The sequence below is a fragment of the Halalkalibacter krulwichiae genome, assembly GCF_002109385.1.
Classification (GTDB): Bacteria; Bacillota; Bacilli; order Bacillales; family Bacillaceae_D; genus Halalkalibacter; species Halalkalibacter krulwichiae.
The window spans coordinates 1,087,442-1,111,985 of record NZ_CP020814.1 but is presented as its reverse complement, the minus strand read 5'-3'; the positions used below and the strand labels follow the sequence as shown (position 1 = coordinate 1,111,985).

The 24,544-nt window shown below is 36.3% G+C and carries 28 protein-coding genes; 8 read left to right on the top strand and 20 right to left on the bottom strand.

Annotated elements, in window-relative coordinates; translation table 11 throughout:
* Positions 1 to 74 precede the first annotated feature (74 nt).
* The 5 genes from BkAM31D_RS05840 to BkAM31D_RS05820 form a co-directional block, all read right to left on the bottom strand.
* The gene (locus BkAM31D_RS05840; RefSeq protein WP_066154064.1) at positions 75 to 2,294 is read right to left on the bottom strand and encodes a sensor histidine kinase; all 2,220 of its coding nucleotides are present in this window, start codon (positions 2,292 to 2,294) and stop codon (positions 75 to 77) included.
* Entirely contained in the window at positions 2,272 to 2,961 is a 690-nt protein-coding gene (locus tag BkAM31D_RS05835; RefSeq protein WP_066154061.1) for a response regulator transcription factor, read from the bottom strand. Before BkAM31D_RS05835 ends, BkAM31D_RS05840 begins: the two co-directional genes overlap by 23 nt.
* Positions 2,962 to 3,159: 198 nt before the next feature.
* Entirely contained in the window at positions 3,160 to 3,354 is a 195-nt protein-coding gene (locus BkAM31D_RS05830; RefSeq protein WP_066154058.1) for a helix-turn-helix transcriptional regulator, read from the bottom strand.
* Positions 3,351 to 3,851: a DUF6773 family protein gene (locus BkAM31D_RS05825; protein WP_066154055.1), complete on the bottom strand. Its 501-nt coding sequence runs from the start codon at positions 3,849 to 3,851 to the stop codon at positions 3,351 to 3,353. Before BkAM31D_RS05825 ends, BkAM31D_RS05830 begins: the two co-directional genes overlap by 4 nt.
* Before the next feature lie 333 nt (positions 3,852 to 4,184).
* A complete protein-coding gene (locus tag BkAM31D_RS05820) occupies positions 4,185 to 4,331 on the bottom strand; it encodes a YycC family protein (protein WP_084372174.1) in 147 nt (48 codons plus the stop codon).
* Between the two features lie 146 nt (positions 4,332 to 4,477).
* On the opposite strand from BkAM31D_RS05820, the gene BkAM31D_RS05815 reads away from it, so the two are divergent.
* The 5 genes from BkAM31D_RS05815 to BkAM31D_RS05795 all read left to right on the top strand — a co-directional run bounded on the left by BkAM31D_RS05815 (position 4,478) and on the right by BkAM31D_RS05795 (position 8,868).
* Positions 4,478 to 4,972: a L,D-transpeptidase family protein gene (locus BkAM31D_RS05815; protein ID WP_066154052.1), complete on the top strand. Its 495-nt coding sequence runs from the start codon at positions 4,478 to 4,480 to the stop codon at positions 4,970 to 4,972.
* A gap of 77 nt (positions 4,973 to 5,049) precedes the next feature.
* Complete coding sequence (locus BkAM31D_RS05810) at positions 5,050 to 6,198, top strand: acyl-CoA dehydrogenase family protein (protein ID WP_306807452.1); 1,149 nt, start codon at positions 5,050 to 5,052, stop codon at positions 6,196 to 6,198.
* Positions 6,199 to 6,664: 466 nt separating this feature from the next.
* Entirely contained in the window at positions 6,665 to 7,021 is a 357-nt protein-coding gene (locus BkAM31D_RS05805; RefSeq protein WP_235820409.1) for a staygreen family protein, read from the top strand.
* A gap of 296 nt (positions 7,022 to 7,317) precedes the next feature.
* Positions 7,318 to 7,689, top strand: a complete 372-nt coding sequence (locus BkAM31D_RS05800; protein ID WP_066154047.1) for a Na-translocating system protein MpsC family protein — start codon at positions 7,318 to 7,320, stop codon at positions 7,687 to 7,689.
* Positions 7,690 to 7,857: 168 nt separating this feature from the next.
* Complete coding sequence (locus BkAM31D_RS05795) at positions 7,858 to 8,868, top strand: sodium-dependent bicarbonate transport family permease (RefSeq protein WP_066154044.1); 1,011 nt, start codon at positions 7,858 to 7,860, stop codon at positions 8,866 to 8,868.
* Positions 8,869 to 8,915: 47 nt separating this feature from the next.
* Here BkAM31D_RS05795 and BkAM31D_RS05790 read toward each other — a convergent pair whose 3' ends face one another.
* From BkAM31D_RS05790 to BkAM31D_RS05750, 9 genes are all read right to left on the bottom strand, one after another.
* On the bottom strand, positions 8,916 to 10,217 hold the full coding sequence (locus BkAM31D_RS05790; protein ID WP_066154041.1) for a pyrimidine-nucleoside phosphorylase: 1,302 nt from the start codon (positions 10,215 to 10,217) through the stop codon (positions 8,916 to 8,918).
* A gap of 56 nt (positions 10,218 to 10,273) precedes the next feature.
* Positions 10,274 to 11,092, bottom strand: coding sequence for a purine-nucleoside phosphorylase (locus tag BkAM31D_RS05785; RefSeq protein ID WP_066154038.1), 819 nt, complete (start codon positions 11,090 to 11,092; stop codon positions 10,274 to 10,276).
* 12 nt (positions 11,093 to 11,104) lie between these two features.
* Positions 11,105 to 12,247 carry a phosphopentomutase gene (gene deoB, locus BkAM31D_RS05780; RefSeq protein ID WP_066154546.1) on the bottom strand — a complete coding sequence of 381 codons (1,143 nt, stop codon included), beginning with the start codon at positions 12,245 to 12,247 and terminating at the stop codon, positions 11,105 to 11,107.
* A gap of 135 nt (positions 12,248 to 12,382) precedes the next feature.
* A complete protein-coding gene (gene xerD, locus BkAM31D_RS05775) occupies positions 12,383 to 13,273 on the bottom strand; it encodes a site-specific tyrosine recombinase XerD (RefSeq protein ID WP_066154035.1) in 891 nt (296 codons plus the stop codon).
* A gap of 30 nt (positions 13,274 to 13,303) precedes the next feature.
* The gene (locus tag BkAM31D_RS05770) at positions 13,304 to 13,537 is read right to left on the bottom strand and encodes a YqzK family protein (protein ID WP_066154032.1); all 234 of its coding nucleotides are present in this window, start codon (positions 13,535 to 13,537) and stop codon (positions 13,304 to 13,306) included.
* A gap of 254 nt (positions 13,538 to 13,791) precedes the next feature.
* A complete protein-coding gene (gene fur / locus BkAM31D_RS05765) occupies positions 13,792 to 14,244 on the bottom strand; it encodes a ferric iron uptake transcriptional regulator (RefSeq protein ID WP_066154029.1) in 453 nt (150 codons plus the stop codon).
* Positions 14,245 to 14,394: 150 nt separating this feature from the next.
* Positions 14,395 to 15,033, bottom strand: a complete 639-nt coding sequence (spoIIM, locus tag BkAM31D_RS05760) for a stage II sporulation protein M (RefSeq protein ID WP_066154543.1) — start codon at positions 15,031 to 15,033, stop codon at positions 14,395 to 14,397.
* Positions 15,034 to 15,176: 143 nt separating this feature from the next.
* Complete coding sequence (locus BkAM31D_RS05755) at positions 15,177 to 16,334, bottom strand: endonuclease Q family protein (protein ID WP_085449743.1); 1,158 nt, start codon at positions 16,332 to 16,334, stop codon at positions 15,177 to 15,179.
* Positions 16,328 to 16,876 (bottom strand): NUDIX hydrolase, encoded by a 549-nt coding sequence (locus BkAM31D_RS05750; protein ID WP_066154023.1) that lies wholly within the window; start codon positions 16,874 to 16,876, stop codon positions 16,328 to 16,330. Before BkAM31D_RS05750 ends, BkAM31D_RS05755 begins: the two co-directional genes overlap by 7 nt.
* A 70-nt stretch (positions 16,877 to 16,946) precedes the next feature.
* On the opposite strand from BkAM31D_RS05750, the gene mciZ reads away from it, so the two are divergent.
* The gene (gene mciZ, locus BkAM31D_RS24805; protein WP_369692313.1) at positions 16,947 to 17,171 is read left to right on the top strand and encodes a Z-ring formation inhibitor MciZ; all 225 of its coding nucleotides are present in this window, start codon (positions 16,947 to 16,949) and stop codon (positions 17,169 to 17,171) included.
* Here the strand turns inward: mciZ and BkAM31D_RS05740 are convergent.
* Positions 17,090 to 18,163 (bottom strand): DUF3866 family protein, encoded by a 1,074-nt coding sequence (locus BkAM31D_RS05740; RefSeq protein WP_066154020.1) that lies wholly within the window; start codon positions 18,161 to 18,163, stop codon positions 17,090 to 17,092. The genes mciZ and BkAM31D_RS05740 overlap by 82 nt on opposite strands.
* 91 nt (positions 18,164 to 18,254) lie before the next feature.
* Entirely contained in the window at positions 18,255 to 18,770 is a 516-nt protein-coding gene (locus BkAM31D_RS05735; RefSeq protein WP_066154017.1) for a TlpA disulfide reductase family protein, read from the bottom strand.
* Positions 18,771 to 18,941: 171 nt separating this feature from the next.
* On the opposite strand from BkAM31D_RS05735, the gene BkAM31D_RS05730 reads away from it, so the two are divergent.
* Positions 18,942 to 19,775 (top strand): undecaprenyl-diphosphate phosphatase, encoded by an 834-nt coding sequence (locus tag BkAM31D_RS05730; RefSeq protein WP_066154014.1) that lies wholly within the window; start codon positions 18,942 to 18,944, stop codon positions 19,773 to 19,775.
* A gap of 58 nt (positions 19,776 to 19,833) precedes the next feature.
* On the opposite strand, the gene BkAM31D_RS05725 is transcribed toward BkAM31D_RS05730, so the two are convergent.
* From BkAM31D_RS05725 to BkAM31D_RS05710, 4 genes are all read right to left on the bottom strand, one after another.
* The gene (locus tag BkAM31D_RS05725; RefSeq protein ID WP_066154011.1) at positions 19,834 to 20,769 is read right to left on the bottom strand and encodes an AEC family transporter; all 936 of its coding nucleotides are present in this window, start codon (positions 20,767 to 20,769) and stop codon (positions 19,834 to 19,836) included.
* A gap of 181 nt (positions 20,770 to 20,950) precedes the next feature.
* Positions 20,951 to 21,589 (bottom strand): SDR family oxidoreductase, encoded by a 639-nt coding sequence (locus tag BkAM31D_RS05720; RefSeq protein WP_066154008.1) that lies wholly within the window; start codon positions 21,587 to 21,589, stop codon positions 20,951 to 20,953.
* 70 nt (positions 21,590 to 21,659) lie between these two features.
* The gene (locus tag BkAM31D_RS05715) at positions 21,660 to 22,613 is read right to left on the bottom strand and encodes a CobW family GTP-binding protein (protein ID WP_066154005.1); all 954 of its coding nucleotides are present in this window, start codon (positions 22,611 to 22,613) and stop codon (positions 21,660 to 21,662) included.
* 130 nt (positions 22,614 to 22,743) lie between these two features.
* Positions 22,744 to 23,298, bottom strand: a complete 555-nt coding sequence (locus BkAM31D_RS05710; protein ID WP_066154002.1) for a DUF2179 domain-containing protein — start codon at positions 23,296 to 23,298, stop codon at positions 22,744 to 22,746.
* A gap of 209 nt (positions 23,299 to 23,507) precedes the next feature.
* Between BkAM31D_RS05710 and BkAM31D_RS05705 the strand changes: the two genes are divergently transcribed.
* Positions 23,508 to 24,533 (top strand): permease, encoded by a 1,026-nt coding sequence (locus BkAM31D_RS05705; protein WP_066153999.1) that lies wholly within the window; start codon positions 23,508 to 23,510, stop codon positions 24,531 to 24,533.
* Positions 24,534 to 24,544 lie beyond the last annotated feature (11 nt).

Below are 24,544 nucleotides of genomic sequence, written 5' to 3'. Positions count from 1 at the left end.
AAGGACTCTTTTTTTAGCAACAAGTTTGTCAAATTAATATGAAATAACCTCGTCTAAAAATAAAGGTAAGCAGCTTATAAAGTAATAACCACAATAACTTTAAATAAATCACCATCTACTTCAATATCTAAACGTCCATCATGTAAATCAACAATTGATTTAGCAATAGCAAGTCCTAGACCGGAACCTTCTGTATGTCTTGAGGCATCTCCTCTTTTGAAGCGTTCAAATAATTCATCAATGTCATCCCCTAACTCATATTTCGTCACATTTTTAAAGGTAATGACTGCCTGACCCTCTTTTTTTACAGCTGAAATATAAACTCTCGTGTGCTCTAATGAATAACGTAAAATGTTACTAATAATATTATCAAACACTCTCCACATTTTTTGACCATCAACTACTGCAGGTAATGCGTCTGGATTCGTAATACGAAACTGTAGAGTAGAGCGGCTAATTGTATCATCATACTCTGCTAGTGCTTGTTGAAGGAGCTGAACGAGGTCAACCTTTTCTTTGACAAGCTCAATGTTACCACTAGCCATCTTAGATGCTTCAAATAAGTCATCAATTAACACTTTTAAACGTTTTGACTTACGATCAATAATCTGAACATATTGATTTTTTTCCTCTTCCGTTACTTCTTGTGACTTTAATAATTCAGTATACGTTATAATAGAAGTAAGGGGTGTCCTTAGATCATGACTTACATTTGTAATAAGCTCCGTCTTTAGTCTTTCACTTTTAGCTTGCTCCTGCTGAGATTGTTTCACTCCACGCTTCATTGTATTAATCTGCGCAGCTAAAGTAGCTAATGGAGATTTCCCTTTTTCAGGTAGATCCTCAATAACAGTACGCCCAAGCTTAATTTGCTCAACATTATTCATTATGAGATTAAAGTAGCCAACCCTTCTCATAATGATGATTACAGTTGGTAATCCAACAAAGAGAAAAGCGATTGCAAATAGAATCAAAAATATTGGATTTAAGAAGACTAATAGAAATCCAAAACCAAAGCTAAATACAACAAAGAGTAAGACAAATACCTGAGTACCTGTACGTCGATTAAGAAAAAATCCCTGTACCATTCTTAATAATGTTAAAGTAAAAGAACTTCTCCATAAAGAAGGCCACGTTTCCTGCTGTTTCATTGTTTCTTTTAAGTACAAGGCCTGTATAATCGTTAACCCTACAAAGAGCATGGACAGAAATAAATGAATAAGAAAATCATCGATATAGCTAATGAAATATTCGAATATGTTAGGATATCGATAAATATTTGCCGATAAGATCGAAAGCGAAATAATGATCGAGATCAAAAACAGGATAAGCCGAAGATCAATTGGTATCTTCTCGTAAACGTGACTCCCTCTTTCTAACCGAACAGTACTATACTTTCTCTTTAATATAAAGAGTGATAGAAGTAGCACCATTCCACCTATCGTACCAAAAGTCACGTATATGAATTTCAATTGCTGGAAACCATCATAATCACTTTTAATTGGACTATTAACCGACATTGGATTCGGTACAGCAACCTTTCCTTCATAAGTTCGATTCAAAGATATCTCTGTATAAGCAAACATTTGATCGTCGAAAGCAAAGCCTGCATTATTTAATGAAGTCGGTAAGACTAAATAACCGTGAGAATTAGAAGGATACGTACGTATGAAGTGTAAATCCTGCTTTGTAAAAATATCATTAACTTCTTCAGCTTCTAACGCTACGTTTGTAAACACCTCACCAGTTTCAGTATCTCGCAAATAATATATAAAACTTGATTTCAGTTTCAAGAACTCTGAACGGTCATTGTCTAACTGGTGAAAGTATTCATCGACCTGTTGTTCCTTCTCTATCAATATTTTTTCACGGATATGTTCATCACTTTTAAAGTTTTTAGAAATATCCTCAATCTTTTCATCCCTCTCAGAAATTAAAAGTTCGGCAACTTGTTCATTATCGTTGGCCAATGCCTCTTCTATTCGACTTTCGTATTGTGCTTGAATATTTACTATTTGTTCGCTTAGGTCACCATACCTGTAACGATGCTCTTCTATTTCTTGATCGGAAACAGTGAGTAACGATTTCACCTCTTCTTTCGATAAATTATTTAATTCATATATATTTAAATTCGAAATAAATTGTTCTAATTGATATTCAAATTGATCCGTATGAAAATAATTTTTTAGATAATCCGTCCCTTGTGTGAATATTGAAATCACACCACTTAAGCCAAATGTAAATAAAAATAGCCAAACACCTATTTTTACTTTATTTTTCCATTTTGTACCCAACTCCCCAAACCACCTTTAAATATCTTGGATTTTTCGGATCGATTTCGATCTTCTCACGTATCTTTCGAATATGAACTGCGACCGTATTCTCAGCATTATAACTAGGCTCTTTCCATACTCGTTCATATATATCATTAATGGAAAAAACCCTACCCGCATTTATCATTAATAACTCGACAATTTTATACTCAATCGGTGTTAATTTAACAATTTCTCCATGTGCTTGCACTTGTTTCGCCTCACAATCGAGGGTTAATCCATTCAAATTCAGTACTTTATTTTCACCTTCAAAAGTTCCGAGTGTGACATACCTTCTTAATTGAGATTTCACTCTCGCTATTAGCTCTAATGGATTAAATGGCTTTGTGATGTAATCATCCGCTCCAACTTGTAATCCTAAAACTTTATCTGTACCCTCACTTTTGGCACTTAATATAATAATTGGTATATTTTTTTGTTCTCGAATTTTAAAAGTAGTGGCCATTCCGTCGAGCCGCGGCATCATCACATCTAAAATGATTAAATGTATCGTATTTTCACAGATCTTATCTAAAGCATCTAGCCCATCAACTGCTTTTATTACAGTAATTCCTTCGTTTTTCAAATAAATTTCAATCGCATCGCGAATTTCCTTTTCATCATCTACAACTAAAACATTATAATCCATTTCCTTACCCTCCTTTCCAAATTATATCACTCATCTTTATTTGAGATTACATACATCATAAGCAACAAATCTTAACAATTACTTACTGAAAATCTTAAGAATTTCTTAAATTAATACATTAAATGATTAATACTGAGAAAATCATGACACATAGAAAAAGTGGTAGCCTCAGCTACCACTTTTCTTACGAATAAATTCTTATTCATCCCAAAATAAATCATCCAATGTCTTTGATAACTCTTTGCAAATTGCAATGCATAAGCTTAAACTCGGGTTATATTTTCCTGCTTCAATTAATCCAATCGTCTGTCTTGAGACACCAATTCTTTTAGCTAATTCTACTTGAGACAGTTCCTTTTCCACTCTAGCTACTTTTAACCGCATGTTTTTCATTGGGAATCACTCTTTTGTCTATTCTTACTCCATTTCTCAAAAAACGCATGACCCCCGAAAAATAACAACAGCAGAATAGGTACATAAATCATTAAAGAAGCTACAAAAACACTGAGGAAAAACCATATATGAGTAGATTCATCCCCATAGAGAATTGAACTTCTCACTCCAAAGTATAATGAGATAGCTACTCCAAAACCAAAACTCAAAAGAAAACTTTTACTTTTCATTGACCATTTGTTAGACCGATCATGAAGTTCTACCTCATCCGCATAGATTCCTAATTGAACGGTACGAACTGTATAGTAAATTCCTGCTAATATGAGAATCGCTAACTCCGTAATGACCAACTCAACATTTGGACCGTAAATTCCATATTTTAAAGCAACTGATAGAATGCAAATTGCCATTACTAAATAATAAACCTCTTTGTAAATTTGATTACGTGAGTGAATGATGCGTTCATCCTGTATCTTATTCTTCCTAAAAATGTTCATTTTCCTCCCCTCCTTTTTTCCATCATATTCCACACGTCTCTAATTTGTCAAATATATATTGCATAAAATAATATATATTTAACATTTTGGTGATAAGTCCCTTTAGTAGTACAATGGACTTAATCTACTAACCTAAGGAGGAAATACTTGAATGCCAGACTGGTCCTACCATGGGATTGTTTAATCCAATTCTAAAAAACTACCTCCTGTCATCTCTCGTGAATATTTTCATAAAAGCATGAATTTCATTGCAACCGTGCCCGGTGGAACAGCCATTTATTCAAAATAAGAAGAGTCGAATAAACGGAAAAAAGTTTATTCGACTCTTCTTATTTATTTATCATTTTTATCTTCTTTTTGTAGCTCTGCTAATTTCGCTAATAAAATATGTTGCGGCATGTGCATGATTTGCTCAATTGGCACATTTAAAGATTCCGCAAGCTTTTGAGCAGTTTCCGCAGATATTTGTAATGGTCTCATTATATCCCTCCAACGATTTATATCTTTTATTTAAACATATTTTAAAGGCGTCGCCAATTATCCGTTAGTAAATACCCTTCAAATACTTGGTTCTAAAAAGAGATCTGAACAATACGATAATACAAATTATAAATGGGGGGTACGAAATGATTCATACCGTTAGAATGGGAGAAACGTTATTTTCCATTTCTGAAGATTATCGCGTTCTGCTTTCTGCTCTTATTGCAGCAAACCCTGGAATTGACCCTAACATGATAATCGTAGGACAAAGAATTAGAATACCTGGACTTCCTTCTCCAGATACCATTCCCTATACAATCCATATTTCTCTTAATAACCGAACACTTACTCTAATGGACCTGGATACCATTTTAAAAGTTTATCCTGTCGGAGTGGGCCGTATGCTCCACGAAACCCCTGTAGGTGACTTTATTATCGTGAATAGAGCGCCAAATCCCGGTGGCCCATTTGGAACGATGTGGTTAAGTTTATCAAAAAAGTCCTATGGCATTCACGGTACTAATGATCCTGCTTCTATTGGTCACTACGTTTCTCTTGGTTGTATCCGAATGTTTAACGAAGATGTTGAAGAATTAGCTCAAATTGTACCAAATGGGACCGCTGTCTTTATTAGACCGTGAACAAGTAAAAAAGCTGATCATTCTTCCTTTTATCCTCTTTATGATAAACTTTTATAAAAGAAAGATCGGAGGAGAATATGATGCATCTTCATAAATGTAACACGCAAGAAGAAAGAAGAAAGATCGTTAAACAAGTAGCATCTGCTTTTGCAGAACGTGCTCAAAAGCACGATGAAGAAAATTCATTTCCAGTGGAAAACATTGAAGATTTAAAACAAATAGGCTATACCTCCCTTGCGGTCCCTAAGAGCTACGGTGGACAAGGTCTCTCAATTTCAGAATGGTTGCCACTTCAAGAAATTATTGCAGAAGCTGACGGCTCTACAGCACTCTCAATTGGCTGGCATATGGGACTTACTACTCAAATTGGCGAACGCTCAAATTGGCCTCATCACATTAGAGAAAGGATTCTTAAAAAAATCGTTACTAACCATTCTCTTATCAACGCTGCTGCTTCAGAACCCGAAACAGGCAGTCCTACACGTGGAGGAAAGCCTACTACACGCGCTCTGAAAAAGAATGATTATTGGATCATTACGGGCCGAAAAAGTTTCACCTCAATGGCACCAGCACTTGATTATTTTATCGTTTCAGCAACTTTAGAAGATGAACAAGTTGGCAACTTCCTTATTCCAAAATCTCAAACTGGTGTTGAAATTATAGAAACTTGGAATACAATCGCTATGAGAGGAACAGCTAGTCATGATTTACATTTAAATCAAGTTACACTTCCAAATGAATATTTCTTAGAAATGATTCAACCTGGAAGCAAACGTCCAGCTGGTTGGCTATTACATATTCCAGCTTGCTATTTAGGAATTGCCCAAGCAGCTCAGAATTTTGCGATCGATTTCGCTAATTCCTATGCCCCAAATAGCTTAAATTCTCCGATTAAAGATCTCCCAACTGTTCAAATGAAAATTGGAGAAAATGAAGCCGATTTAATTCAGTCACGCTATTTTCTTTATGGTGTCGCCGAAAAATGGGATAGAAGTACCGATGAAGATAGAATGTTAATGCAAGCAGAACTAGGTGCTGCTAAGTATCAAATCGTCAATGCAGCCGTTCAAATTGTCGATCGGGCGATGCGAGTTGTTGGAGCACAAAGCTTGTTTAAGGAGCATGCACTTCAACGTTTTTATCGCGATGTAAGAGCCGGTCTTCATAATCCACCTATGGATGACCGAACATTAACAACGTTAGGAATCAATGCGTTAAAAGAATAATGCTTTTACGATTGGATAGACAATATTTTTAGTAAGAAGAATAGGCATGAATTTAGCTTCAAGAGAGGCAGATTCAAATAGGTTAAAAGAGAGAAAGCGTACCACTTTGCATAAAGTTGGTACGTTTTCTCTTTGATCATTAATAGGACTTTATACTCGAATTCATCACTCCTATAAAAAGAACTATTGGAAAATAAATTTATGAATACCATGTGATAGATTTAACACGAGTTAATATAAAATAATCTTGATACAGAAATAAGGTATTTGTGTATACACCTAATCTTGTTATTGCATTAACTCATAATCTATATAGAAGCATACGTTTACAGAAGGAGGCAACATAAATTTCTATGTTTGATTCAACAAAGTTACAAACTAACCTGATTCCACCTGCTACTTTTTTCAACCTATTCAAGGTCGGAAATACACTCTAACCCATTCAGATGTTACAGGTGAATTGTTTTTGGATATAGGTTTTATTGTTAATTGTAAAGCAATTGATTGGGAGCTACGTGATGAAGTAATAGTAGAATTACAAGTAGATCGTTTAAATCGACCACGCTATGTTGGGGTAGCATATATAGATGAAGGCGAATTTACTAAAGAACAGTCTCAGTTTCGATATAGCATCTTTCAAAAAGAAATGAGTACCGCCTTAAAAGGAATATTTTACGGTGATCAACCATTCTTCGCAAATTATCCCACACTACTCAATGCACCTATATATATTATGTATAAATCGATTTATCCAGAGTTTCAACGAATAATTTATTATGGTACACCAATAAAATATTTAAAGCTTATTCAGTACTCTACTTAAGAAGATTTTTCAGAGGTCTTAAAATAAAAAAGCTAATTTTCTGTAAATACTCATTGACAAATATAGGTTCACGCTCTATGCTTTAAATAATGAAATTTACCGAGAGATCTAGCGAATAAGATAACAGTAGTTTTTCTTTAGCTTATTATTGAATGGTTCGGTAATAAGAAAAAGAGACCTCAACTTCTGTCTTAAACGTACTTGATAAATCGGCGTATTTCTTGGACACAAGTTTGGTCTAGGGATATGCCGATTTTTTTATTCACCATCGGATAACTTCTTGAGGAGGAAACATCGTGTCAGAAATTAGAAAAAAAGGAGTATTAGAAGCCACAATCTCAAAAGCATTAACACAGTGGGAAAAAGACTTCTTAGGACGAGGCCCAGTATCTGTAAAAACCGACATTTTACGAGATATGGTCATTGTTACTCTTAAAGGGATACTTACTCCTGCCGAATATGCTCTTTGCCAAAAAGATGAAGGGCGTCTTTCTATAAAAAAAATCCGCTGTGAGCTTGTTGAGTCAGGAAGAAACCAATTAGGTGACTTACTTCAAGAATTAGTCGGTGAAGAAGTCATCACTTTTCACACGGATATAAGCACCAAAACAGGCGAACGCCTCATGGTCTTTCGGCTTAGCAACGACATCGAAAAAACGTTAGAATAGTTCTAGTATTAGTTATTAATTAATAGATTATATATAAATGCATTAGCTTAATGGGAGATCTTTAAAAAGCCAAAGCGTGTTAAAGATAAACCGACAATTTACAGATACAGCTCTTATTTAGGGCTGATCGTTAATTGTCGGTTTTTTTTATTAGGAAAGGAGTATCCAATGTCTGAGATCATAATTTCAAATTTATTGTCACCAGTTGTATTGTTTTTTGTGTTAGGTTTAATTGCTGCCCTTGTTAAATCAGATCTTAAGTTTCCAACAGCTTTAACTGAAACACTAAGTATTTTCTTATTAATCGCCATCGGTTTAAAAGGAGGGATTGAACTTTCTAAGTATTCTTTAGAAGAAGTCTACCGACCAGTAGTTGCAACGATTGCACTAGGATCCCTTCTGCCGATCGTCGTTCTTACCCTCGTTAAAACGATTAAGCTTGATACAAAAAATGCGATTGGTCTCGCTGCCACTTATGGTTCTGTAAGCATTGTTACGTATGGAGCTGCGATTTCCTTTTTAGATCATACCGGGGTAAGTTATGAAGGGTTTATGAATGCTATGGTCGTTTTAATGGAAAGTCCCGCTATCATCGTTTCGCTCATTGTCCTTAAGCTTTTAGAACGGAAGGAAATGGGTAAAGACATTTATTCGTCACAAAAAATCGCATTTGCCTCTCCTAATACATCTTTTCTAGACAAAGAGGTATTAAAAGAAGCCTTTTTTGGCAAAAGCATCCTATTACTATTAGGAGCTTTACTAATCGGACTAGTCACAGGAGACACAGCAATCCCTGTCATTCAACCATTATTCATTGACTTATACAGCAGTGTACTGATTCTTTTTTTACTTAGTATGGGACTTGTAGCTGGTGAGCGATTGCCAGAAGTTCGAAAACACGGCATTAAGTTGTTACTATTTGGAATTATCCTGCCAATCGTAGGTGGAATCCTTGGTGTTTTAACCGGTTATATCATTGATTTGTCATTAGGTGGAATGACGTTAATGGCTGTACTCGCAGCAAGTGCTTCCTATATCGCTGCACCCGCAGCACTCCGTACGTCCGTTCCAGAAGCGAATCCCTCTATTTATTTAGGATTAGCTCTTGGTATTACGTTTCCTTTTAATCTAATTATCGGCATTCCATTATACTATCAATTTGCAAGCTGGCTTTTATAATAATAGAGCACCGAAAAGGGTTAAACCCTTCTTCGGTGCTTATTTCATCAATGAATTACATCATAGATTAATGTCGGTTTCGCAACTTTTTGATTAGCAATTGAATAAGCTCCTACTACAATATCGATAACTTCGCTAACATCCTCTGAGTTAGCGTGAATTGTCACAAGTGAATCGCCAATTTCAACGTGATCACCGATTTTTTTATTTAGAACAATTCCTACTGCAAGATCAATCGTAGATTCTTTTGTTGCCCTACCTGCGCCTAGCAACATTGCTGCAGTTCCAATTTTGTCTGCAATGATTTCAGCAATCATTCCAGATTCTTTCGCTTCAACTTCAATGATATGTTGGGCAGTCGGTAATTTAGTAGGATCATCGACAATTGAAGGATCGCCATTTTGCGCTTCAATGAACGTTTTTAATGTTTCTAATGCTCTTCCATTGCCAATTACTTCTTCAAGTTTTATACGAGCTTCCTCAATAGAAGATGCCTTCTTTGCAAGGTATACCATTTGGCTGCCTAATGTTAAACAAAGCTCTTTTAAGTCATCTGGACCTTCTCCACGAAGCATCTCCATCGCTTCTTTAACTTCTAAAGCATTTCCTATCGTTCGGCCTAATGGCTGATTCATGTCTGAGATGATTGCCATCGTATCCCGCCCAAGATTCTTCCCGATCGCTACCATCGATTCAGCAAGTTCTTTTGAATGTTCAAGCTTCTTCATAAAGGCTCCCGATCCTGTTTTCACATCCAATACAATCGCATCGGCTCCTGATGCAATTTTCTTACTCATGATCGAGCTAGCAATAAGTGGAATTGAGTTCACAGTAGCTGTTACATCTCTTAACGAATACAGTTTCTTATCAGCTGGAGTAAGGTTCCCTGATTGTCCAACAACAGCTAACTTATTTTGATTGACGAGTTTGGTAAATTTGCTTGTATCAATTTCAACACTGAAACCAGGAATTGCTTCAAGCTTATCAATCGTCCCTCCAGTATGACCTAAACCACGCCCAGACATTTTTGCTACTGGTACGCCAACAGCAGCAACAAGTGGTGCAAGAGCAATTGTTGTTTTATCCCCAACTCCTCCAGTAGAATGTTTGTCTACTTTTATTCCTTCGATTGCGCTTAAGTCAATCTGATCGCCCGATTCGACCATTGCCATTGTTAATTCAGCTCTTTCTTCTGTTGTCATATCCTGAAAGAAAATTGCCATAGCCAGCGCTGACATTTGGTAATCTGGAATATCTCCTGATGTATAGCCCTCAATGACAAAACGAATCTCCTCTTTCGTTAATTCATTGCCGTCCCTTTTCTTCTCAATAAGGTCAACCATGCGCATCACTCGTCACTCCTTTTCTTAAGAACACACTTCTAAATGTATGTAGTTTTTTGAAGTTACATATCTTTCACAATTGCCTTTACTAAGGATAAAAAGTCGGCTTTCACACGTTCAGTCGTTTCCATAACTTCATCATGTGTCAAAGGTTGAGGTAAAATCCCCGCAGCCATGTTAGAAATACAAGAAATTCCTAATACTTCTATTCCAGCATGACGAGCAACAATAACTTCTGGTACTGTTGACATTCCTACCGCATCGGCTCCAATAATTCGAAGCATTCGAACTTCCGCTGGCGTTTCATACGTTGGACCAGTATTTCCAACATAAACACCTTCTTTGACATCAATTTGTAATACCTGTGCTTTTTCTTTTGCAAGCTTTCGCAGACGCTCAGAATATGCCGATGACATATCCGGAAAACGAACTCCATGTTCTTCATCATTAGGGCCAATTAATGGGTTTTGACCAAAATTGTTAATGTGATCGCTAATAATCATTAAATTACCCGCCTCATAAGCCTCGTTTACTCCGCCAGCAGCATTCGTAACAATGATCTGTTCTACACCAATTGCCTTCATTACACGGATTGGGAATGTCACAACATCCATACTATAACCTTCATAGAAGTGAAACCTTCCTTGCATAGCGACAACTTGTTTTCCTTCTAACGTACCAAACACCAATTGTCCTGCATGCCCAGCAACAGTCGAAACAGGAAAGTTTGGAATTTGTTCATAAGGTACGTGAACCGGATTCTCAATTTCTTCAGCTAGTATCCCTAAACCAGAACCTAAAATTAAACCGATTTGCGGTTTACCATCAATCTTATCGTTTAAAAATGTTGCTGTTTGTTCAATTACATTTCGATCTAACATCATAATTCCCTCCTAAAGTTCCTCTAAAAAGCTTTTTCCGTGCTTAGGTAATTCAACTCCAAAATTATCAGCAATAGTCGCACCAATATCAGCGAATGTTTGACGTGTCCCTAAATCTTTACCTTCTTTTTGATTTTTATTGTAAACAAGAAGCGGAACTAATTCTCGAGTATGGTCTGTGCCTGGATGAGTAGGATCATTACCATGATCTGCTGTAATGATTAATAAATCATTCTCCCCTAACTCCTGAATCACCTGCGCCATCTGACGATCAAATTGTTCAAGTGCTTGACCGTACCCAATCGGATCTCGCCTATGGCCAAACTTTGCATCAAAATCAACTAAATTTAAAAAGCTCAATCCGGTAAATGGCTTATGGATCGTCTCAATAAGTTTCTCCATTCCATCATCGTTTGAAACCGTTCGGATTGCTTCAGAAATTCCTTCGCCATCATAAATATCGGATATTTTCCCTAAAGCAATCGAGTCAAATCCTCCATCTAATAATTCATTCATTACTGTACGACTAAAAGGTTTTAATGCATAATCGTGTCGGTTAGGGGTTCTCTCCCACTTTCCATTTTCGCCAATGAAAGGTCGAGCTATTATACGTCCTACCATATATTTAGGATCTAGAGTAAGCTTACGTGCCTTCTCACAAATATCATATAATTCTTCTAACGGAACGACATCTTCATGTGCAGCAATTTGGAGAACTGAATCAGCAGAAGTATAGACGATTAAGTCTCCTGTTTTCACATGCGCTTCCCCTAGTTCATCTAGTATTTCTGTACCAGAAGCAACTTTATTGCCAATCATTTTACGTCCCCATTGCTTTTCGAGCTCTGACACGAGTTCAGGCGGAAATCCGTCAGGAAAAACTTGAAATGGCTCTTCAATTTTCAAACCCATTATCTCCCAGTGACCTGTCATTGTATCTTTTCCACTTGATGCTTCTTGCATCATGCCAAAATGTGCAGCTGGTTTGTCAACTTTTTCTACTCCTGGTATTTCATCAATATGACTTAAGCCTAATTTGGCCATATTTGGCATTGTTAGCCCATTCATTTTTTCAGCAATGTGCTTTAATGTATGAGATCCTTCATCACCAAATGCAGCGGCATCAGGAGCTTCTCCTATACCAACAGAATCCATTACAATTAAAAAGATACGTTTAAATTGTTTTTTACCCAATGCTACATTCCCCTTTTTATATACTATGCCCAAAAACGATTACATTTTGTTGACTCTTAAGTTGTCAGAAGTCTGACCTCTTTCATTAAGAAAATTCTATGCTCTTGGATGATATTGAGCATAGACGTCCTTCATTCTTGCTTTAGTCACTTGCGTATAAATCTGAGTTGTAGAAATGTCTACATGGCCAAGCATCTCTTGAACAGCTCTTAAATCGGCTCCATTTTCAAGTAAATGAGTGGCAAATGAGTGCCTAAGCGTATGCGGTGTTAATTCTTTTTTTATATTTGCTTTCTCCGCTAGCTGTTTTAAGATCTTCCAAAAACCCTGTCTCGATAAGGCTCTTCCATGATGATTTACAAACAAGATATCATGCCGATTCTGTTTCATCAATTTATGTCTACTTTGTTCTAGATACCGCTTAAGAGCTTCAGTTGCCTTGCTCCCTAACGGAATGATCCGCTCTTTATTTCCTTTTCCAATACACCTGACAAAGCCCATCGTTAAATGCGTATCGGTAACGGTTAATTGAATTAGTTCAGACACACGCATTCCAGTAGCATAAAGAGTTTCTAACATGGCCTGATTTCGAACGGAAAATAGATCAGTACCATTAGAGACCGCAAGCAAGTCTTCTACTTCTTTCATAGAAAGTACTTTTGGAAGCCGTTTTGTTCTTTTCGGAATTTCTAGATGGACAGATGGATCACGTTCAGCGAGTTTTTCACGTAATGCAAATTGATGAAAGGCTCTTATAGAGGCAATTGTTCGAGCAATTGTTGTCTCTGCTAATCCTTGCTCTTTCAATCCATACAAATAATCGACAATCAGCTGACGGTCAACCTCATTTAAATGCTCTTTTCCTGCAGTGTTTTTCAAATAAAACTTGTACTTTTTTAAGTCACGTTCATAAGACTGTATTGTATTTCTCGCCAAGCCCCGCTCTACTTGAATATAATGTAGAAATTCATTCATTTCTTTCTCCACGTAGCAAATCGCTCCTATTATGGTTAACTATTATTCTCCTTCCCGATAAAACATCAATAACCTTTCAACCCAAGAAGGCGAATGTTCACCGCTAGTATCCATCTGAAATACTTTAATAGCCTTTCCTTGAGGCTCATCATACCGATGGTAGCTTTCATATTCTTGACTTACCCATAGAATACCATAATAAAAAAGAAGAGTGCATCCCATAAATAAAAGAAATACTTTTAACGTTTGAATGACTAATTGAAACCACGATCTCATCGGACATACCTCCGCATTTGACAACTATAGTCAAGCCCTTACTACAAGCTATGCCAAAAACCATAGAGAATATACCAGAGTCGTGTAAAAAGCCGATTTTCATTATCATACTTCTTCTTTTGACCGTAAAACAGGTCGACTTCTAAATCAAACAGGCTGGATTAATCAGCTGTAAATCTTATAAGAAGCTTAAATGTAAGCAAAAAAGACTTACCTTTAAGAACGTCCTAAAAGTAAATCTCTCACTAAACTTTTTAGTCTTGATTATCCTCACTATGACAACGATGACAAACACCATGAAAGGTTAAACGATGATCTTTAATTTTAAAATTCCAATCTCGTTCAACAACTTCCTCTACATCACCTAATAAATCCTCTTGAATTTCATCGACTGCACCACATTCAATACAAACGAGGTGATGATGGAAGTGTGCAGCTCCCTCTTGACGTAAATCAAACCGTGAGACACCGTCTCCAAAATTTATTTTATCTACTATTTTTAATTCCGCTAATAGTTCTAGCGTTCGATAAACAGTAGCAAGTCCAATTTCTGGTGATTTTTCTTTTACTAGGAGGTATACATCTTCTGCACTTAAATGATCTTCCTCATGTTCTAGCAACACTCTTACTGTCGCTTCTCTTTGGGGTGTCAGCTTATAGCTTTGTGAGTGCAGATGTTTTTTTATTCGTTCGAGTCGCTTCTCCATCCTTTATGCCTCCCCTCCAACAACCTTTTACCTCCTTTTATTATAAGCATTCGAAAAATCAGTGTCAATCTATAATGATTCTTGTTTATCACAGTAAACCCATTTTATTTTAATAATAAAACCAATATAATAATAATTATTATATGATAATTAAATCATTGTTGTGATGACCCACTTCATTAATACTGGTGAAACATATGCCTCGAATGCAGAAGCTAATGTAAGAGCTGACCCCACACATAATATCAGTAAGGAATATCTCATAAATTGTGGGAAAATTGGCATATTTCCTCGCTTCATAAATTGTTGTCTTACCATTTTAAGGCAGAATGAAACGCTCACCGTTCCAACAATGATAAAAGCAGGCACGAGGATGAAGTTTTGCGGCATAATAGATACAAATGATAAGAAGAAACCAGACATACCCATTTGATTTACTAAAAAGCCAACAGTGAAACCAACAACAACCCCTTTTAAGAAGAGTAGTATTAAGATGACTGGTAAACCGATAATCGATAAACCTAATATCCACATTAATCCAAAGTATTTTGCATAGTGAGCAAAACTCTGACTAAAGATGGCCGAAGGTTGGGCTAACTCTCCTTGTTGCATGTGACCAAAGAATTGATTGACATACATATATAGATCATGTTTTTGAGTTAAACTTAAACTATTAACAATGATCGCTCCAAATACAATTCCAATTAAAAATAGAATCGTCGTAAAGACATAGATCGTTCGGTTCTCTTCTAAATGAGAGGCTATTACCTCTCGTATACCGTACTTCATCACATCAATACCTCCTCATTTGCTCTTATTTCACTCTATGAGACAAGCTAAAAATCTATGACAGTGAACTTCTCTAGATTCAAATGAAGGTTCTTTTAGCACTATCAAATTGTGATGAAGAACAAAAATTCATACTTTTCATTCTACTTTCCCATAAGCCCCCCTCCACCAGCTTTAATAGAAAGCTTCCCATATCTAGCTGCGATAATGGAAGCGGCTATTGCTTCAGGAACGACTTGTCGTAATTGGCTTTCTTCTACATGATGAATAATGTTCATATCTGTACCAAAATGATTCCTGAGCTTTTCCAGTGTTTTCTTCCCTAGCTTCGGTATGAACTCAAGCGGAACTTGATGTACATATGGAGGTCTATCTATTTGTTTTGATGTGACCGACGCCAGTTCCATTAAGCGATCTGATACACCTTTTATTTTACTGTTTGCGCCACAAGCAGGACAAACTGCCAATGTTGTCTGTGTCGCACATCTGGCACATATTGTTTGATAATATTTTCCTAATAATGGATTCAACCCATAATTAGCCATAATTTTTCTTCCATCTTTCTTCTTAAGCGCTAACTGAATTTCATGAAACGAAGGCTCCCTTAGTTTTATGATTTGATATTCCCTTGCTATTTTCTCTAAAGAATGGGCATCAGAATTTGTTAAATAAGGATATTGATGAATTTCTTTAATTTGGTCAGCCATATTCGTATCACTGCTTAATCCAAGTTCAATTGCATCAATGAGCTTCGGATCAAAAACTTCCGTTAAACTTTCCCTTACTCCTTTTCCATACAAACTTTTAAAAGGAGTGAAAGCATGGGCTGGTATAAACAACCCTCCTAACTCTCTTACTTTTCTTTGTAACACTTGTGCATTTTCATAAATCCTTTGAGAGCTAAGGGTAGGGTTTTTCATTCGTTTTGCCATCCATAAACTAAACTCACTCATTGACTTAAGAGTTGGCATAAAGGCAAGTATATGAATTGGCCCTTGACAGTTCTCATCATATAGTTCAATTTCTGAACCGAGCAATAGCGTCACCCCTTGATATGCGATCCCTCCTTCTTCTAATTGAAGAGCTTTCCCCAATTTAATGTCTTCTTCAATTTCATTCATTACTTCAACTACATGGCAGTCAATTACACCAATAAAATTGACTCCTTTCACATTTGAAGCATACTGAATAATAGATTTTAAGGTTAATGAAGAAGCAGCAGTTATTTTAACTGCTGCTCCTAAACGCGTTCGTCCAATATGGATATGTAAATCAGCGACATACTCTCGTAACTCTACCATCCTTTACTCAACTCTTTCATTTTTAAGTATTGAACCGCATACACTGTTTTAGCATCATGAATGATTTCTTGTTTAATCATCTTTTCCGCTTCATCTAAAGTCACTTCTAAAACGTCAAGGAATTCATCTTCGTCTGTTTGACTCGTTCCTTCTCCTAGTTCTTCTGCTAGATATAAGTAAATGATTTCATCTGCAAATCCTGGTGATGTGTAAAATGAAAGCAAAAAATGTAACTGATTTGTGTTATACCCTGTTTCCTCCTCTAGTTCTCGTTTAGCACAATCTAGTGGATTTTCTCCTTGTTCTAACTTTCCTGCAGGAATCTCAACAATCACCTTATTCAAAGCTTTTCTATATTGTCTTACAAGAACTAATTTGCCTTCTCTCGTTACAGGGATCACAGCAACGGCACCAGGGTGCTTAATCACTTCTCTTGTGCTAGTTTTTCCATTCGGCAGTTCTACTTCTTCTACTTGTAAGTCGATCACTCGACCTTTAAAGACGTCTGTTGTTTTTATCGTTTTTTCAATTAAATGTTTCATTTTCTCCTCCTCTGACTAAACTTGTTCTTTTTTTCCATTTCCTCTCATAGAAGTGTAGCATACGACTAGAATGAAAGGACGAGCATATATGAAAATCTACGTTCATAATCAAGGAGTTATTATGGCTGGTAAGGCATGGGAAATCAAAGCTAAATTAAAACAAGCGCAAAAATCTTATCATTTAGTTGAAGATTGGGTTCATGCGGTACAAAATCATCCTTCTGCAAAACGTATTGCTTCCGCGACAGCAGAGAAAAACAGTGGATCGTCTTCATACTTACGTCCCATTGTTTGAATTGGCAACGTTGCTTTTGCTAATGCATCTGTTATGAGCTCAGAGACAAGGTCTTCCTCTGCAAAATAAATATCGTGTTCGGCTTGAAACGGCCTATATTGATTCAGTTGACCTTCGATTCTATCGCGCTGCTCTTCATCTAAAAAGGGAATTGGTAGAATTGCTCTTTTAAAAGTAAATTGACAAAGTGGAGTTAGCGTATGATGACTAAGCCCTTGATGACGGTCTCTCGAGTCTGCAAGTGATAATCTAGGAATCCATATAGGTATGCCTTCAAGAGCACTAACTGTATGGGACCAATGAGACATAATCATTCCAGAAAAACCAAAGCGAGTTCCAGTTCCAACAACACCAGGACCGACTGAAATAAGAATAAAGTCAGCATCTAGTATTAATTTGGCATACTGTAAGGCAGAGGCGATTGTAGTAGCTTCAAATTGACCTCCAAAAGCTTGACCAACAGAAATTGAGTAAAATCTCTCTTCTTGATGAAGACTTCGAAGTTGATCACTTATTGATAAAGCTAGGGCTGCTTGGTCATCAAAAATAACACAGCATTTACTATCCCTTTTTATTTGTTGGGACACAAAATAAAAAAGCGGAACCATGCTGTGTAATTCCGCAAGCCAAACTTTGCTTCCTTGAAGGGAAAACGGCTTTGTAAATTGATCGTGATATTGACTCTCCTGAGACTCAATCGCTAACACACTATGTTGAAATGGGGTATAGCGGCCTTTCATTATGTGACCATTATTCTCATCAGTTTGCCAATCAACGCCCGGATCCACCCCACATACAATATCCCAGCCGCCAGTGCCAAGATTGAGTTCTGTAGCTGTAACATTGATAAGGATATTTGCTCCAACATCTACACGTGGGGTTAATTGCTTGTAAAGAATCGCACGCTTTGCCCCTGTCGTAGTCAATAACTTTTGAATGTTACGATCTTCAAACTGAATAGCTAGAACATTCGCTTGTAATTGTTTATACATCGTCTCACGCCTTCACTAACTGGATATCATTGTATACTGTTAGTTTAGCCATAAGTAGAAGGCGATTATTCATTTCGTTAGAAGAAGGCATTTAGAGCAATGGTTCGATTAACGCTTCCAACCCTTCATAATGTACTTCTCCGCGAATCAAATGCTCAATTGTTCCATCTCTTCCGATAATATAAGTCGTTGGCATACCAATTATGTTGTAGCGCTCTGCGACAAGCCCTTTTTCATCAAAGAAGACGGGTAATGAAATTTCTAATTCATCAATAAAGTTAGGTGCATCATTTAAAGTTCGTTCAAATGTTTGCATGTTTACTGTCAAAATCGTTAAGCCTTCATTCTGAAAATCTGCTTGTAAATCCATTAAATCTGGCATTTCATCACGACATGGTTCACACCAAGAAGCCCACATATTGAGTATAATTACATCACCTTGATAGTCATTGAGCTCACTCGCCGCTTGATTATGCATTGGTAAGGTAAAATTTTCAGCAATCATACCAGGTTCATTACCAATTTGCTTGCGTTCTTGAAAAAAGATAATTCCAATAACAAGAACAATCGCTACAGCCAACACAAGCATGGTTGTAGTTCGTTTCATATCATTTTCCTCCATATTCACAACATCTTATCACAATTATATGTATGAAAATCTGAAAAACGCAAGCAAGACACGAATAATACTCTTTTCTATGACAGGTTATTTTGGTAGAATGAATCAGTATAATTTTTCTAGAGTTTTCCTTAGTATAGAAAGGACGGTTTATGATTTATGTCAATCATTGAAGCATTAATATTTGGAATTGTACAAGGTATAACGGAATTTTTGCCTATCTCAAGTACTGCCCATATCGTCATAACACAAATTCTATTAGGCTACCAATTCCCAGGGTTCGGATTTGAAATATATTTACATTTTGCTTCTATTCTAGCTGTCATGATTTATTTCAGGAAAGATTTAATTGAAGTCATTAGAGGATTTTTTAATTATTTCACGAATCGTTCAAGTTACAACCGTACGCAGTTCTACTTCGGTGTCTATATTATTGTTGCAACGGGAATTACAGGTGTACTTGGAATGCTCCTAGAAGGTTTTATTGGCGCTTCTTTAAAAACACCACCTTTCATTGCGATTGCATTAGCTGTAACTGGATTGTTCTTAATTATTATTGAGCGTTTTGTTCGTTATGGAAAGCGTACAGAAAGAGACATGACCTTTAAAGATTCAATCTTAGTAGGATTAGGTCAAACATTAGCTGTTATCCCTGGGATTTCTCGGTCTGGTGCAACACTTGTAACAGCATTATTTGCCGGATTAAGTCGCGAAACAGCTGTTCGTTACTCATTTTTACTTTCAATCCCAGTGATCTTAGGTTCTAGTGTGTTAGCACTTGGTGATTTTACAGAAGGAACATTAGTTGCTGAAGTAGGAGTCGTCGCTTTACTCGTATCTTTTATTGCGACATTTATCTTTTCTTGGTTAGGAATTATTTGGCTTATTGAGTTTCTTAAGAAGAGTAAACTTGTTTATTTCGCCATTTACTGCTTCGTCGCAGCTATTTTCGTCTATTTCTTTCTAGATAATAGTTTAATTATTGAATTATAAGTTATAATGCACCCTCAAACGATAGACTTTTTCTATCATTTGAGGGTATTTTTGTCTTTCACCGCACAAACAAGATTAAAGCGTATAAAAGCGGAATGGTGATTATGCATAGCACAGTAGTTATTGCAACAATCACAGAAGAAAAAGTCGCATCGCCTCCATATTTTTGTGCATACATGGAAACAGTTGGTGCAGATGGTGTAGCAGTCACCAGTAGAGCTACACCTACAATAATTGTTGAAACCGGTAGCCATAGAAACGGTGTCAATAAAAACGGAATCAAGAGTAACTTCGCACCTGTTGCATACCAAATGTACTTATTTTTCATCAGTTTTTTAAACGAAGAGAAATCAATTGCGGCTAATAAGCTTCCAATTAAAATCATTGATAATGGAAGTGTCATCATACCTATATCTGCTAGAACATCAGAAAACATTACAGGTAAACGAAACGGGAGTAACATAACAAGAAAGCCAACGGTAGTTGCCAAGACACCAGGATTAAGGACTAGCTGTTGCCAAGTTATTTTTTGTCCTACTCTAGCAACGACGTATATAACATACGTCCAAACATAAAATTGATAGAAGATCATAAAAAATGCTGCATATAGAACCCCTAGTTCACCAAATAATAGGAATGCAATAGCATACCCTATAAAGCCTTGATTACCAAAAATAATGGTTGCTTCATATACCCCTTGACGTTCTTGTTCCAACTTAGAACGTTTTCTCATTAAATACCCAATAACTGACCCTAAGCATAATGAAAATAACGACATTCCCATTAACCACGAGAATTCGACTAAAAGCGCTAACGAAAATTCAATATCCATTGAGTAAATGATTAAACAAGGCAACGTAATGTATAAAATGACTTGCGTCAACACAAAGTTAGTTTCCCGTGGCAGTACATTTCCTTTTCTCATTATCAACCCAATCAATGCAATGGCTAAAAGCACTAGCATCTCTTGAGCTAAACCAAAAACAGCATCCATTTTACCTCCCCCATCAATCGAAAGCAAAAATCTCTCCGAGCAAAAACCCAAATTAGAGTTTCCTTTTTTCTATATATGCCATAAGATCATCATGTGAACCCTTACATGTTTTGTTTACGAGCATTTTCTTTATAAAAATAAAAAAGGTAACGAAAGTAATGAACTTCCGTCACCTTTATCTTTATATACTAGCTAGAGCATCGTTAATGGTTGTCTTTCCGTTTAAAATCTCAAAGGTCTTGCCAAAAGTGTTTTCAAGGTTAACGACTCGCGCCAATACAATCGCCACATCTTCACGTTTAATCGCATTGTCTCTAATTTGAATTTCTTCTTCTAATTTAATGACTTGTTCGGCCTGTTCATTTGTTAAACTACCAGGACGAACAATCGTATAAGTTAGATTTGAGCGTTTCAGGTGATCGTCAGCTAATTTTTTCGCTACTAAATAATGACGAATACGATCGCTCTTATCGGGGTCAACCGTTCCCATTGAGCTTAGCATAACGAAACGCTTGACGCCCATACGTTCTGCTGTGTCGATCGCTTTAATAGCACCCCATAAATCAATGAGAATTGTTTTATCCGCCCCTGTATGCCCACCAGAACCAGCAGCAAAGATAACCGCATCTACATGATCAAAGGCATGATCAAATGAAGCTTCAAGATCAGCAACAACCGTTTCATCCGCCCCTAATTTTACTAGTTCATCAGCTTGACTGGAATCACGAATCATCGCGACCACTTGATGACCTTCTTCCTTTAACTTGCTTAGCGTATGTCTTGCGACTTGTCCATTAGCACCAATAACAAGAACTTTCACATCAAACAGCTCCTTTTATAAGATTGTTCCTCACCCTCTCTATTGTTAAACAAATAAATCGTTCAATCAATTAAGTTGCTTGTAACTTTTCAAAAGACTTTTTTAACTCTTCTTGATTCAGGTCTGTACCAATTATAATTAGACAAGAAGTTGCAGATTCAATCGGTTTGATTTCCAACTGTCTTGATGCATATTGAAAAGCATAGATTGTATCATCTTCTTCAAAGCGAATATACCCCTTTGCACGCAACAATTGTTGGCTCTTTAACCAAGCTGTAAAGTCTTTTTTGCTAACCTTACCAAAACCAGATAGTTTCATTGCCTGAAATGGATGAGTATGATGATGGTGGTGATGATTTTGCTGCTTAGGTGAGTCCTTTACTAGATCAAAGTTCTCCGTCATGAACCGCTTTTTAAATAGTACTTCTGTTTCTACTTCTCCAAAAGAAGTGTAAACAATTGATGGAGTATATCCAGACGTTGTTTGTTCAATTTTATTTGTTACTTTTTTCAATTTTCTTTCATCTAGTAAATCTATTTTATTAACAACAATTAAGCTGCTCGCTGTTAATTGCTGTTTCAGCATTACTCTTATTTCTTTTGAACTTTGAAACAAACTCTGATATTCCAAATAACGGCTTGCATCAACGAGTCCAATAATTGATTGAATATCTACTTGATCAATTAAATCTGGATGTGTAAGAGCTTCAACAATCTCTTCAGGATTTGCTATGCCTGTTCCTTCAATTATCAATGTATCAATATTTTCTTCATTTTTTATGAAGGTCGTTAGCTCCGTTCTCATATCGTCTTGAATCGTACAACAAATGCACCCATTTAAGAGTTCTATCATCGATTCATCTGCAAAAGATTCCTTTTCAACATTTTCAGATCCAAGTTCGTTTAATAAGATTCCAGGCTTCCTGCCCTTTGCCTTTTCATGGACCAACATTTTCTTGAGGATCGTTGTCTTACCACTCCCTAAGAATCCCGTCAAGATAAAAACAGATATCTGTTTATTCAACCGTTTCCCCTCCTTTTACATGTTACGTTAACATATTATAAGAACAGCCACAAATCAGAAGCATTCTTATTTGTGTTTTTCCGTAAAGAAAGCATTGAAAATAGAGTGTTCTATTGTCAATGCTTTTTAATTAAGAAACATTCTTTTTATTTTTCATAAATTTTTCTTTACGTTTTTTCATCGCTTTAGTAATATATCCACCTTTAAAGTTTCGTGGTTCATATGAAACAATAAAGGCACTCGGTTCGTATTCACTTACAATTTTTATAAACTCTTGTTCGCGATCACGTCTTGCCGTACAATCTAGCCGAAACCTTTTCGCTTCATTCATTCCTTCAACTTCAGCTGTCGATACACTAAAGCCAACTTCACGAAGACGATCTGTTAAAGCTTCATTTTTATTCATAATATTAACTTCAATTGTTACATAACCAATCGCCAGCTTCTGTTCTAGTATTTGCCCTATATAGAGGCCTACACCAAAACCAATTGCGTAAGCTGCCATATTTAAGTAGTTGGATAAATCACTAAAAACAATCGCTATTGCTACAACATAAATAACCCCTTCAAGTGTACCTAACGCCGAGGCTTTTCCTTTCATTCCTTTCACCATTGTAATCGTACGTAGTGTTAAAACAGGAACATAAATTAATTGTGCGACAAAAATAATTAAAGCTTGTAGCATATCCAACACCTACTTTCTATCTAAGATACCTTTCGTAGTGTAACAGACAAATAACCAAAAAAGCTAGCCTATATAAACAACAGATTTTTCCGGCTTTTTGGCAATAGTTTGCAATCACATTACAGATAGCAATGTCCATACTTTCTCCACATTATCTGTGTTAAAATAGCAAAAGGATTATTTCTTAGTGCTTGATAAGGAGATTGATAATGTCAAAGATTCTTTCATTTAGTAAAGACTTTTTAGGATTCATCTTACTAGTGTTTTTCTTACTTCTGTTCTTTAACATTGAATCATTTAAAAATGAACAGGCTGGATTCACTGTTCCCGATTCATGGTTAAATGTGAATACAATTTTTCTAGGAATTGTTATTGAAGCTATTCCGTTTATATTATTAGGAGTGTTTGTTTCAGCTCTCATTCAAATTTATGTAAAAGAAGAGATCATCCATCGTTACTTACCGAAAAATGCATATGCAGCTCTTTTACCCGCTGCTGTTTTAGGAGCGATTTTTCCTATTTGTGAATGTGCGATAGTGCCGATTGTACGTCGTTTAATAAAAAAAGGAATGCCACTTCATGTTGGAGTCGTCTTTCTCGTAGCAGCTCCAATCTTAAATCCAGTTGTTGCTGCCTCAACCTTCTTTGCTTTTCGAACAGACTTAACTGTTCTGTATGCACGGATGGGACTTGCTTTTATTCTATCAATCATTATTGGCGCCATTTTGTATGCTATATTTAAAAATCGTGACCAATTAAAATGGACAAAAGATGAGCTTGTCGGTCAACAAATTGTTATTGACTCAAAGGTTACACCAAGAAAAATGAATCGTTTGAAACAAACACTCTATCATGCGGCTGATGAATTTTTCTTAATGGGAAAGTTTCTTATTTTAGGAGCATTTATTGCGGCGTTATTCCAGACTTTCTTAGATCGTAGTGTCTTACTGGCCATTGGAAGTAATGAATGGAGTTCAACTGCGGTTATGATGGCTTTTGCCTTCTTACTATCTCTATGTTCTGAAGCAGATGCCTTTGTTGCTGCTTCATTTGGAAGTACATTCACTACCGGATCATTAATTGCCTTCTTAGTATATGGACCAATGATTGACTTAAAAAATACAATCATGCTTTTTGCTTTCTTTAAAGCTAAATTCGTCCTTTACTTCATTGGAGTAGTTACAATAGTCGTCTTTTTAGCGGTCGTAACCTTGCAGCTTATAAATATCATTTAATGGAAGGAGAA